15 protein-coding genes are annotated in these 12585 nt (G+C 40.6%); 14 read left to right on the forward strand and 1 reads right to left on the reverse strand.

Features of this window, described 5'->3' with window-relative positions; translation table 11 throughout:
• Positions 1 to 52: 52 nt before the first annotated feature.
• From Q0993_RS10235 to Q0993_RS10245, 3 genes are all read left to right on the forward strand, one after another.
• A complete protein-coding gene (locus Q0993_RS10235; protein ID WP_299532507.1) occupies positions 53 to 475 on the forward strand; it encodes an ester cyclase in 423 nt (140 codons plus the stop codon).
• Between the two features lie 11 nt (positions 476 to 486).
• Entirely contained in the window at positions 487 to 1326 is an 840-nt protein-coding gene (locus Q0993_RS10240; RefSeq protein ID WP_299532510.1) for an aldo/keto reductase, read from the forward strand.
• Positions 1327 to 1741: 415 nt separating this feature from the next.
• Positions 1742 to 2143, forward strand: a complete 402-nt coding sequence (locus tag Q0993_RS10245; protein WP_299532512.1) for a cupin domain-containing protein — start codon at positions 1742 to 1744, stop codon at positions 2141 to 2143.
• Between the two features lie 154 nt (positions 2144 to 2297).
• Here the strand turns inward: Q0993_RS10245 and Q0993_RS10250 are convergent, their stop codons facing one another.
• A complete protein-coding gene (locus tag Q0993_RS10250; protein WP_299532515.1) occupies positions 2298 to 2885 on the reverse strand; it encodes a GNAT family N-acetyltransferase in 588 nt (195 codons plus the stop codon).
• A 204-nt stretch (positions 2886 to 3089) separates the two neighbouring features.
• On the opposite strand from Q0993_RS10250, the gene Q0993_RS10255 reads away from it, so the two are divergent.
• The 11 genes from Q0993_RS10255 to Q0993_RS10305 all read left to right on the forward strand — a co-directional run bounded on the left by Q0993_RS10255 (position 3090) and on the right by Q0993_RS10305 (position 12553).
• Positions 3090 to 3653 (forward strand): Crp/Fnr family transcriptional regulator, encoded by a 564-nt coding sequence (locus tag Q0993_RS10255; RefSeq protein ID WP_299532517.1) that lies wholly within the window; start codon positions 3090 to 3092, stop codon positions 3651 to 3653.
• A gap of 33 nt (positions 3654 to 3686) precedes the next feature.
• Complete coding sequence (locus tag Q0993_RS10260) at positions 3687 to 4265, forward strand: SRPBCC domain-containing protein (protein WP_299532519.1); 579 nt, start codon at positions 3687 to 3689, stop codon at positions 4263 to 4265.
• Positions 4262 to 4741, forward strand: coding sequence for a DUF1905 domain-containing protein (locus Q0993_RS10265; protein ID WP_299532521.1), 480 nt, complete (start codon positions 4262 to 4264; stop codon positions 4739 to 4741). The genes Q0993_RS10260 and Q0993_RS10265 overlap by 4 nt, the downstream gene beginning before the upstream one ends.
• Before the next feature lie 88 nt (positions 4742 to 4829).
• On the forward strand, positions 4830 to 5687 hold the full coding sequence (locus Q0993_RS10270; RefSeq protein ID WP_299532523.1) for an oxidoreductase: 858 nt from the start codon (positions 4830 to 4832) through the stop codon (positions 5685 to 5687).
• Between the two features lie 135 nt (positions 5688 to 5822).
• Positions 5823 to 6722 carry an AraC family transcriptional regulator gene (locus tag Q0993_RS10275; protein WP_299532526.1) on the forward strand — a complete coding sequence of 300 codons (900 nt, stop codon included), beginning with the start codon at positions 5823 to 5825 and terminating at the stop codon, positions 6720 to 6722.
• A 206-nt stretch (positions 6723 to 6928) separates the two neighbouring features.
• Complete coding sequence (locus tag Q0993_RS10280; RefSeq protein ID WP_299532528.1) at positions 6929 to 7855, forward strand: alpha/beta hydrolase; 927 nt, start codon at positions 6929 to 6931, stop codon at positions 7853 to 7855.
• 55 nt (positions 7856 to 7910) lie between these two features.
• Positions 7911 to 8729, forward strand: coding sequence for an aldo/keto reductase (locus Q0993_RS10285; protein ID WP_299532530.1), 819 nt, complete (start codon positions 7911 to 7913; stop codon positions 8727 to 8729).
• 273 nt (positions 8730 to 9002) lie between these two features.
• On the forward strand, positions 9003 to 9821 hold the full coding sequence (locus Q0993_RS10290; protein WP_299532532.1) for a TauD/TfdA family dioxygenase: 819 nt from the start codon (positions 9003 to 9005) through the stop codon (positions 9819 to 9821).
• An 86-nt stretch (positions 9822 to 9907) separates the two neighbouring features.
• Positions 9908 to 10534, forward strand: a complete 627-nt coding sequence (locus Q0993_RS10295) for an NAD(P)-binding domain-containing protein (protein ID WP_299532534.1) — start codon at positions 9908 to 9910, stop codon at positions 10532 to 10534.
• A 343-nt stretch (positions 10535 to 10877) separates the two neighbouring features.
• Positions 10878 to 11768, forward strand: coding sequence for an AraC family transcriptional regulator (locus tag Q0993_RS10300; RefSeq protein WP_299532537.1), 891 nt, complete (start codon positions 10878 to 10880; stop codon positions 11766 to 11768).
• 86 nt (positions 11769 to 11854) lie between these two features.
• Entirely contained in the window at positions 11855 to 12553 is a 699-nt protein-coding gene (locus Q0993_RS10305; RefSeq protein ID WP_299532539.1) for an SDR family NAD(P)-dependent oxidoreductase, read from the forward strand.
• Positions 12554 to 12585: the final 32 nt, after the last annotated feature.

Consider the following 12585-nt stretch of genomic DNA (forward strand, 5'->3'; position numbering starts at 1 on the left):
CGTATCACAGGTACATTTACCGTGAATTCTTTTAACAATAAAAAATCAAAAAATGGCAACTGCAATTAAAAACAACAAGGAAGTTTTAAAGAGACTTATTGATGAGGCCTTTAACAACAGAAATTTAGATGTTCTGGATGAAGTTCTCCATCCAGATTTTGTAAACCATCAAGAGGTTTTTCCGCTCAAGGCCAAAAAAGGACCTGAAGTATTCAGAGGGTTGTATTCTATTTTTTTCCAAATCTTTTCCGATGTAAAAGCAGATTATACACACATTATTTCCGAAGATGATTATATAATGGCAAGAGATTTCATTACCGGAACCAATGACGGAGAAATCAATGGAAACCCTGCAACGCATAAGAAAGTGAAGTTTGAGGTATTCCACTTATATCGTTTACAAAATGGTAAACTCATTGAAAGATGGGGCCTCACCGACGACTTAAGCTTATTAAAGCAACTTGAGGCCAAATAAAACAGGGAAATATGAGAGTTTTGGCACAAAATAATACCTACCAACTGGGAGGAGATATTGAAGTCAATCGTCTTGGCTATGGGGCTTTAAAGACAACAGGCCCCGGAGGTTATGGACAACCCAAGGACAAAGAAGGGATAGTAAAGTTATTAAGAAAAATCCACGGTTTGGGAATTAACTTCATTGATACGGCAGACAGTTATGGTCCTTTTATCTCCGAGGAGTTAATTGCCGAGGCCCTGCATCCATATCATAAAAATACCGTAATTGCCACCAAAGTAGGGTACGAACGCCCCAATGGCAATTGGGTCGTCAACAACGACCCAAAACGGATGCGAAATGCTCTGGAAGGGAGTTTGAAACGATTAAAAGTTGAACAGATCTACCTATACCAGCTGCATCGTATTGATGCCAAAATTCCATTACCGGAACAAATTGGATTTCTTACAGAGGTTCAAAGGGAAGGACTCATACAACATATTGGACTATCTGAAGTCAATATGCAACAACTACAAGAGGCAATGGACTATGCATCCATTGCAAGTGTACAGAACCAGTACAGCTATGGGAACCGAAAGTGGGCCGATGTATTGGAATTTACAGCTCAGCATAATATTGCCTTCTTGCCATGGTACCCGTTAGACGCAGGGAGTATATACGGTAGGCAAAAGTTGGAGGTTATTGCAACAAAATATGGTTTTAGTTCACATCAAATTGCGCTTGCCTGGCTCTTGCACCATTCCAACAACATCATTGCCATTCCGGGAACTTCCAACCCAATACATTTAGAGGAGAATCTAGTAGCGGGGCACATTCCACTTACAAAACAGGATATGGAATTCTTGGGCTGAACCCTAAAATGGATATCGCAAACCTTGTTGAAGTATTATATTTGAGCCTAGGATTTTGGTCATTATTCCCTTGAATTTGGTTTCGTATAGCCCAGTTTCCGAATGTACTTTTGTCCCATATACATACAGGAATTTAAAATTACTAGTGATGAAAAAAATAAAAACAACATTTATTGTTTGGATAGCTATCTACCCAGCGATAACAGCAATCTTATTGATATTTGGGGAATATCTTAACCATTTGCCCCTTTTAGTAAGAACCTTGGTTTTGACCCTTGTTCTAGTACCTACGATGGTATACTTTCTTATTCCGTTTTGGACCAAGGTTTTTTCAAAAGAATAGTTTTCTAAGAACTCACCTTAAAAAGGATTTAGGCCTTACGGCCAACAACATAGTAACAATAAAAATACAATCATGCCTAAAGAATCAAGAATAGAGCCCGTACACATTGCGAAAGCACAATGGATGAAGAAACAAGATCCTCCTAAAGGTGTTCTGGAAGGTCATCCTTATGGCACTAACGTAGTCGTTATTAGATATAGCGTGGACGAAATTGGGGAAGGCCCCAACTTGCACGTGCATCCTTATGACGAAATCTTTCATATCCTTGAGGGTTCCGCAGAGTTCACCGTGGGTAAAAATAAGTTCATAGCCAACGCAGGGGATTTGGTTATCGGTCCGGCAAATATTCCCCATGCTTATAAAAATATCGGTCCTGGTCGATTGGATTCTTTTGATGTTCATTTAAACAGTGAATGGATCCAATATGATTTGCCAAGGGAAGGAGAAAACCTGAGCTCCAAAGAGTTTTCATAGTTGGGCTACAAATTCTTAATTTAATGTAATATCGTTGAAAACTAGCGTTGAGCGTAGTAAGACTGTAACGGAGTTTGATAGAAATCCGAGCATCGTTGTAAATAGATATCTAGACCTAAAAGACAAGGTTTATGATCACATTAGAACTTAAATGTCATATACCTGTTTCGAATCTTACCATAGGTCGGTGTTTTGAAGTACGGTCAACTATTTGAAAGCCCGCTCTTTCAAAAGACTTGTACAATCCTATCCAGGCAAATGCATCAGGCAGCTTCTCTTGTGTGGGAATGGTGGGATAAGCTTCAAGCGTTTCGATTCCTTCCTGTCTTGCGTAAGTTATCAAACCCTTTAGGAGGGCCACTGAAACTCCTTGTTTTCTGAATTCCTTTTTTACGAACGTACAAGGTACGGACCAAACCTTTTTATGATCAATGGGTCTGTGTACCCTAGACTTCGAAAGCCTTACAAAATCCTCCCGGGGTGATAGTGCACACCAAGCGATTGGTATGTCCTCGAAAAAAGCCAAAAGCCCTGTAGGTTTGTTTTCCCATACCAGCTTCTTCAACGCGTCCCTATTTCCGTTATTGGCTTTTCCTTCCTCGTAATCCGATTTGGTCAGCCTAAAATGCATGCACCAACAGCCTGCACATCCTCCCTTAACGCCAAAGAGTTCAACAAGTTTGCCCCAATTCTTTTGGGTCAAGGGTTCAAATCGTAATTCTGAAAGAAAATCTTTGTCCACGTTTGATTTGTTTATCTCGTAATTAAGTCATCCCTGTCGGTTATGGCCTGCGGAAAAAGGGATCCCGATCAATTATTTAAAATTGCATCCCTGTCCTTGGTATTGGATGATTAAAGTTAGAACTTTCAAAAGACAAAAGTCTAACCTAATGCAATGTAAAACATTATCTTTTAGGTCGTTCTCTAGAGAAAAAGAATTTGAATCATGGATAAACTGCGTAATGAGTTGAAAAGACTTTCTGAAGGAACTGAAAAGGAAGTTTCGGAGATTTATGGGAATCTTACCTTAATCTCCTTGGAAAAGGATGCATTTCTCTTGAAACAAGGTAGTTTTTGCAATCAATACTTTTTTGTGCATAAAGGTTCCGTTCGACTTTTCTATTTAAAAAATGACAAGGATTTTACGGTATGGATCGGAACCGAAGGTCAACTATTTACCGAAATGGACAGTTACCTTAACCAAACCCCTGCCTTGGTCTCCATTCAGTGCTTGGAGGATAGTCTAGTATACGTAATTTCCAAGGAGAAAAGTGAAAAACTCATCAAGGAACTTCCTGCGTACAATACGTTGCTTCGGCGTTCGGTTGAGGAAGGCTTCGCCAAAATGTCCAGAAACATTATTTCCTTTCAAAGCGATGATGCAAGAGAACGATATCGTAGGGTCGAAAAGGAGAAGAATTGGCTCTCCGTATATCCCCTAAAATACATATCCAGTTTCATTGGAGTCACACAAAGTTCATTAAGCCGATTAAGGGCAAAAAGAGAGTGATTTTTTGCCATAGGGCAAAAATTTCTCGGGATTATGGTCCTAAGTTTGGAGCAAACCAGCATAGAGGACATGATAGTAACCGTATTTTTATCGATTGGACTTGGGATAATCGCAGCCCTTATCTTTCTTTTTTTTACTTTACCCAAAAAAATACAATATATAGAAAGCATTAAGGTAAACGCTCCCTTGGAAAGGGTATTTGATGCCATCCGATATCAGAAAAGGTTAATGGCTTGGTCGGCATGGCCTTCGGAAACCAAATCTAGTTGTGCCGTACATAATGTAGATGGCCAGATAGGAGCACAAATGGTTTACATGAACCAAAAAGGCAGAAAGTTTGGCTATCAGGAAATCACCGATTTAGTAAAAAACGAAAAGGTCAGCTTTTATCTTAAAAGTCATGTTGCGCCTTTTGAGGAGGATGTTAGGTTACACTTTATACTGAAACCCTTGGGAAAGGAATCCACTGAAATCAATCTATGGTTCTATGAGACCTTGAAGCGCCCACAGTTTCTAATTGCCTACCTTGGAGGTATTCCGAAATGGGTCCGTAAAATGCATAAAAAAGACTTAATGGGACTTAAAAATTTCGTGGAAAAGAAAGACCAATGACAAAGCACCATGGACGCCAAACCATAAAGCAACTTGAAAAACGTAAAGGGGGGTACCATTATATCCGCATCTCTTCCAGTATCATTGACAGCTTTGAAAGAAAAAGAAAGACAAGGTTAATATGCACGCTGGATAGCATGATATCCTACAGATGTGGACTCAACCATTTGGGAGATGGCAATTATTTCATTATCATCTCAGGGAAGTACCTAAAGGAACTGGGAAAAGGATTAGGTGAAGAGGTAACTTGGAAAATAGAGGAAGATCCCGACCCATTGGGAGTGGAGATCCCCGAGGTACTTGCGGTTTTTTTGACCCAGGATACACACGCGAACGAGATATTCCAAAAATTGACCGATGGAAAGAAAAGGAGCCTTATATATAGCATCATTAAAATAAAGGACTTTGATTCCCAGGTACGGACCATTATTGACTTTCTTGAAGAACAATCCCGTCGTATGGGCAGTGCTAGATGAAGAATGGTCATTCCAGCCCATAAATTGGTCACGCCTTCCGGGCCATCCTACGATACTTTTGAACCATACAAATTAAAACAATACAAAAATGGAAACAAAAATGAATAAAAAGGTATGGTTCGTAACCGGGGCATCCACAGGTTTTGGAAAAGAGTTGGTCAATGTCATTGCAAACAATGGCGATATCGCTATAGGGACCTTCAGAAAGAAGGAGCAGGCGGAATCCTTTACTGATATTGAATCACTGAAATTCGGTGTTGTTCTGGATGTTACCGACTATAAACAGGTCAAATCTGGCATCGAGACTGCAATCCAACATTTCGGCAGGATAGACGTGCTGGTCAATAACGCTGGATATGGTTCTTTGGGAAGCTTAGAGGAGGTATCCGAAGGAGAGGTAAGAAGGCAATTTGACATCAACGTTTTTGGCCCTATTTCAATGATCAAAAATGTATTGCCTCACATGCGCAAACGGCGAGAAGGCCATATCATCAACATTACCAGTGTGGGTGGTGTAATAGGCTTTACATCCTCCGGAATATATAATGGATCAAAATTTGCTCTTGAGGGTATTGGGCATTCCTTGGCCAAACAAGTATCCCATTTGGGCATTAAGGTAACGAACGTAGAACCTGGACCCTTTCGTACCAACTGGGCAGGAAACTCAGCAACTTACAAGGAAACCGAAATACAGGATTACCAGGAATCCGTTGGCAGGGATATGGAATGGGTCAAGTCAATCGATGGGAGGCAAGCCGGAGATCCTGCTAAGGGAGCAAAGGCCATCTATGAGCTGGTAGATTTGAAAAATCCCCCTTTGCTATTGCCCCTGGGGGAGTATGCCTATGAAGCCATTTCTGGACATTACAACCAATCGCTAAAAGACCTTTCCACTTATGAACCGATAGGAAGGCCAACCGATTATCCCGTAGATCAAACGGAATAGAAGTTAAATCTTAAGAAAAAAAGCCATCCACGAGGGATGGCTTTTGCCATATATCTATTTTAAGCAAAACCGGTTATAGGAGCGCGCCACAAATTTTTACTTGTCCCGTAAATCCCTAAACCGTACCTTAGAAAAGTGATTTCTTCCCAAATACCCATACACAAAACGATTAAGGACCTCTATCTGCACTTGGGTCTTGTTATGGGAAACTCTGTGGAGACGTTCCACATAAGCAAACACGAAGAATTACGAGAGAGATTGCCCAGAAAGGTTTCGCCCTTTAGAAATAGTTTTTACGAGGTCTCTTTAGTGCTGGGAGGTTCAAGCTTATCCTATCAAATCAACCAAAAGACTTTTAAAACACCAAAGCAATATTTAGTTTTCAATGCTCCCGGGCAAGTTCATAAATGGGAGGGTATTCAAGGCGATCTATCCGGATATGTACTGTTTTTCCATCCCAATTTTTTGGGAGAACTATTTCAAGAAAGAGCCTTGAGCGATTTTCCGTTTTTCAACATATACGAAGCCAACCTGTTCGCGTTGGACGAATCAAACGCCCAAAAATTCGAATTTTACTATTCGCAGATTTTCGAGAATTATATCAGTGCAGAACAGCCCCAACGAGAACTTATTAAAGCAAACCTCCAGGCAATTTTATGGCTTTGCAATAAGACTTATGAGGAACGCAATAAGAACGTAACGGAAAAAAAAGTTACGGATGGTATAACGGCTCGTTTTCGAAAACTGGTCAACGAAAATTTCTTGGCCGTAAGTACGGTGAATGGATATGCCGAAATGCTCAATATTACACCTAATTATCTAAGCCAGACCATACTTCAAACCGTAGGCACCAATGCCAAAAGTATCATCGACAATAGACTGTTATTGGAGGCCGATTACCTCTTAATGCATACTGACCTAAGCAATAAGGAAATTGGTTATCGCCTAAATTTTGACGAACCCACCCACTTTAATCGATTTTTTAAAAAGCACCGAGGCACTACACCAGGCCAATTTAGAAAATCGCAGTCCTAGACATAACCAAGAAATTGGTCATCCCAAAACATTTTTTGGTTCCCTTCCAGAGAGGTTCCAGAGGTAGATTTGTATTGAAAATGAAATCATAAAAAAGCAATACAATGAAAAATCCTATGAATCCTTTAAAAATGTTCTTAGCGACCCTCCTGTTATCGCCTTCAGGACATTCACAACAATCCATTAACAATTTAAAATTCAAAGAAATGAAAACAGCAAAAACAACAGAAATAATATCAAGGGAAGAAATCAGCTTTCAACGTGATGGTCTAACCTTGGTTGGACATTTGTTCAAACCCGAAGGCTTCGATGAAAAGTTACAATATCCTGCATTGATCGTACAGGGGTCGGTTTCTTCAGTAAAGGAAATGATGCCTGATAACTATGCCCAACTACTGGTCAAAGAGGGCTTTGTGGTTTTGAATTTCGATTATGTCAGTTGGGGGGAAAGCGATGGCCTACCCCGTCAAAACGAAAGCGTAGATGGTAAGCTTAAAGACCTTATTGCTGCAGTCACCTATTTGGAAAATCTAAGTTTTGTAGACAAAATAGGTATGGTAGGTGTGTGTACCTCGGGGGGAAATGCCGCCTATTTGGCAGCTTCCGATAATCGCGTTGATGCCATTGCAGCCGTAGTGCCATGGATGTACGAGCCCGCTTTGGCAGAACCTTTTTGGGGAAAGGAAACCCTAGAAAAAAACCATCAACGTGCTCTGGACAATCAAAAGCTTTTCGAGGCCACGGGCGAAAATCAAAAAACACAAATCTTTACCAACACTCCGGAAGTGGAGGGCTTCAATTTAACCCCAGGGGAATACTACTTTGATAAAAACAGGGGAGGTGCTATAGAAAACTGGAAAAACGAGGTATCCTGGATTGCTTGGATCGATTGGGTGGAGAAGTTCGACCCCATTGGTCAGGCAGAAAACATCAACATCCCGACCCTGGTTTTTTCAACGGACGATGCACTGATACCAGACCAAGCGAAGAAATTTTATAGTCTGTTACGGAGCGAAAAGGAATTGGTCTGGGGTACGGGGTATCATTTCAATTACTATGATGTATATCCTGAAATGCGACAGGCCGTGGATGCCGTTGTACCCTTTATGGAAAAACATTTGAAACAAAAATAGGTCAAAAAAAGATTGGCGGCCTCTTAATAGAGGAGGCCGCTTTAAAACAAAAGCAATGAAAACAAAGAACACATTTCAATTGGGGGATTTCGAAATCAACCGGATTGGTTTCGGAACCATGCGAGCTACAACAGGCCCAGGAATCTGGGGAGATACCCCGGATAAAAAAAATGCCATTCAGGTCATTCGCAAGGCCATTGAAAACGGTATCAACTTCATTGATACCGCCGATGCCTATGGGCCATATACTTCAGAATTGCTGGTCCAGAAAGCTATTGAGCCTTTTAAGGATGAGGTAATGGTAGCTACGAAGGGAGGCTTTATTAAATACCAACCTGGGGCGGTGATTCCCAATGGTCATCCGTATTATTTGCGTACGGCGCTTGAAGGAAGTTTGCGAAGATTAAAAACGGAATCCATAGATTTCTACTATTTGCATAAAGCCGATCCAAATATTCCAATTGAGGAATCAGTCGGAGCTTTGGCGACGTTTCAAAAAGAGGGCAAAATTAAGCACCTGGGAATCTCAAATGTCACCCTCCAGCAGTTTAAAAAAGCACAATCGGTAGCTAAAATTGATGCCGTACAAAATGCTTTTAGCTTTAAAGACAGACGTTCCGAAGCCCTGGTGGATCAAACGACTAAAGAAGACATCCTTTTTGTTGCCCATACCCCGATTGCCAGGAACAATTGGGAAAACACCGATATTGAAAAAGCACAAAAAGAGGGATCCACCATTAACCAAATATCCTTAAGATGGTTGTTGGATGTTGCGCCCAATGTAATATCCATTCCCGGTACCGCCTCCGAAAGGCATTTGATGGAAAATTTGCAATCCTATACTTTAAAATCCAGACCATATGAAGAAGCTTAAATCCATAATTGTAATTTGGGTAGCCATATATCCGCCCGTCCCAGAAATCTTTTGTTTTTTTGGAGACTGTCCGAATACAATTCCAATTCTTTTTAGAACCTAGAGCTTTACAGCAGTATTCGTTTCGTTGATGGTTTATGTGCTAATCCCTTTTTGGACGAAAGTATTCCATATAAAATTAAATTTTGGTCATTTTCCCCAAGTTTTTGGTTGACACCAAAGCGCATTTTGCAGGTACCTTTATGGCATTAAAAACCTAGTAAAAGGTCAGTTATGGAAACTTTACAAAGCAAAGAACTTAAGTTACAGAAGATTACCCCAAACTTGGGTGTAACCATCTTGGATATTGATCCCAATGCGGCTATGGACCATAAGACCGCAAAGGAAATCGACATGCTCATTAATACACACCACTTGGTATTGATGAAGAGTGATAAGCCCATTGAAAGGGAAGCACAAGTGAATTTAACCAAGCAATTGGGAGAGCCTTGGCGTTACGATTACATTCCTGGCCAGTATAAGGACTATCCCGAAATCTTTAAGGTAACGAATCAAAAAGGAAATGGGTTTACCAACGCGGGTCAAGTCTGGCATTCAGATGGCTCAATTTACAATAAACGCATGCACCTCAGCATTTTTTCAATAGATAAAATACCCATTGACGGCGCATCGACCTATTTTTCAAATCTTAATTATGCCTATGAAAGATTACCTGATACTATGAAACAAAGACTATCGACGCTTGAAGGAAATTTTGGTAAAATGTATAGATCACACCCTGTGGTCTGGAAGCATCCCATTACACGGATAGACCTATTGCATATAAGTGAAGGATTCAAAAATGGATTTATAGATGGTGCCAATAGTAACTCATTATCATTTGATGAGAGCCAAGAAATCCATAGATTTCTAAACAATCATATGTGGAAAGAAAACACATATTATGAACACAAGTGGAAATTAGGGGATTTGGTTATTGCCGATAATTACGCCGTAGCCCATCTTGCCAAACCAAACTATAGCAATACGCTGAGAGTACTTCATAGAACGGCTACCAAAGGTGAGAAAAGAGCGAAGCGAGACGAAACATAAGGTTTTGGTCATTTTAACATGAAGAAAGGTCGTCATAAACCTGTTTTTCCAATCTACTTTCACAGTATAATTTAAACAACAGTATTATGAAAACTAAAACACACAGAATCGGAGTCATTGGCTCCGGCAATATGGGCGGACAATTAGGTCGTTTATGGGCCAAGGCAGGCTACGAAGTCATGTTCAGCTCCCGCAATCCCGAAGGTTTAAAACTGCTGGTCGAAGACTTGAAAAATGCCCGAGTGGGTACCGTGGAAGATACTATCGACTTTGGAGATGTAATTGTTTTGGCCATTAACTATGGAACTCTTCAACAGGTCATAGACAAGCTAAAGGATAGGGACAAAACCATAATTGACCTCACCAATCCAGTTTACTGGACAGCAAACAAAACCTTGGCCAAAGTAAACCTAAATGGCAAATCTGCGGGGGAGAATCTACAAGCCATATTACCCAAAGCCAAAGTGATCAAGGCCTTTTCCTCCCATTACGCGGCTTCGCTGCAAGAGGGACATCGCGAATATCCCATTGCAGTGTTTTACACTACTGATTTCGAAATCAACAAGGAACTGGCGGAAAGGCTTATCTCGGATATTGGATTTGAACCCCTATTCTACGGGGGACTGGAACGAAGTTTGGACATTGAACTATACGGGAAGTATTCGAACAAAATCATGTCCAGGGAAGAGGCATTGGCCAGCATCGGTCAATAGAATTGGAACAAAAAGAATAAGGGAAATCACATACAAGGCGACCCACCTTAAATAGATAAAGCGACCTATTGATAAAGAAGGTCGCTTTTTTCTTTCCTCAACGCTTTAAATATTAAATTTTGGTCATTTCTTACAGGTTTTAGGTTAGCGACATGGGGCACTTAAGTCGGACCTTTAGGGTATAAAACAAAATCAAATAATCATGAAAAAGTTTGCACTCATAACGTTACTCTATTTGACCGTTTCCGTTGTTGTTATGGTAGTGGGATTCGCAGTGGTAAGTGACATCCTCTAAACAACATAAGGTAATTTTCCAATTAGTTCGAATTTGCTATTTTTAGATATGGCAAAAAAAGAGATTCCAGTATTTGAAACCAGCAATGACATACATGCTGCCACAGGTTTTGACCATCGCAGTCATATCCCCGGATTTGACATTTTTACCATGGAATCGCTGGAACCTACTGCCAGACGCTGTATGCCGCCCTATCGGCAAGGGTACTATCAAATAGGTATTTTGAGCGAATCGGCCGGGTCGAGTATAAATTTAAATACCAATGCCGTGGATTTGGAACAATTTCCGTTATGGTTTGTGGTACCTGGACAAGTATTTTCTTGGGTACGAGATCCAGAGACCAAAGGGATTCACATACAGTTTCGAAAAGAATTTATTGCTCAAACCGTTCCCCGACTTACCGAGACCTTTCCTTTTTTAAAAATTACGGAAAATAGTGTTTTTCTGATGACTCCTGAGGAGCAACAATCATTGGAAACCGATATGGAGCGCATGCTGTCCGTGTTTGAAAATCCCCACCCCTATCAAGAAAAAATGTTGGAAGGGATGTTAGTGGCACTACTATACAACTGTAAGTCCATCTATGAGCGGTTCAAGACCAGGGAGAGTCATTTAAGCCGCAAGCAAGTTCTTTCCCAAAAATTTCAGCAACTGGTGGATAAGCTCTATGTGGATTCAAAAAATGTGGGCGACTACGCGGAACAACTCAATGTAACCCCAAATTATCTGACGACTATTGTTAAGGAAGTGACGGGGAAATCGGCCAAGGATGTTATCCAAGAGCGCGTTTTTCTAGAAAGTAAGACAATGCTCTCGTTTACTAGTCTGGATGTTGCAGAGATTGCCTATCAACTTAACTTTCAAGAACCTACCCACTTTACGCGTTTCTTCAAAAAGTATAGTGGATCCACCCCCAACAAGTTTCGAAAATCCCTCTAGTTAACATTTTTGCCATTTTCCAGTGAAAAGTGGTTATTTCTTGATCAACGCTATTCCGAACTTTGTCATGATTTAAAAACAGAATCATGAATACGGATAAAATCGCTTTAATAACAGAGGCAGGGAACGGTTTCGGGCATAAGTTTGCCACACTTCTAGAGAACCACGGATTCAGTGTTATCATTGCCACCAAAGGTGAAGTGTATCACACACGGCAAACGTTGACCCAAGGTAATATTGAAATACTAAAGACCGATTTGACCCAAAGGAGGGACATAACCCAACTACACGACTACATAAAAAAGCGTTACGATAAACTGGATGTGCTTATCAACAATGGCGAAATAGCAAATGGTTTTGGCCAGAAAATAGACCAACTCCGTATGGAAGAAGATGTGAAAAGTTTATATGAGGTAAACCTGTTCTCCATACTTGAGATTACAAAAACAATGCTTCCCTTATTAAAAAAGAGCGATATGGGAAAAATTATCAACATTTCAAGTGCCTTGGGAGATATAAACAAAATGAAGGACGATGGATTTCATTATGCAAATTACCAAATGACGGCCTACGCCACGGCCAAAGCTGCACTTGAAATGTTTACGGTCCTGCTATCCCGGGAACTAAGGACCACCAAAATTCAGGTAAACAGTTTTGATCCGATACGATTGAAAAACTGCACTCATAATGATGTGGCCATTTGCAACCAAGTGGAAAAAGAACTACTTGAATTGCTGGATATAGGCAAAGTCGTCGGTCCAGCGGCACTGTCCTTTTTCAAATAACGCCAAAACACGAATCAAAATAGGGAAAACAG

The organism is Ulvibacterium sp., from assembly GCF_028285715.1.
GTDB lineage: Bacteria > Bacteroidota > Bacteroidia > Flavobacteriales > Flavobacteriaceae > Ulvibacterium.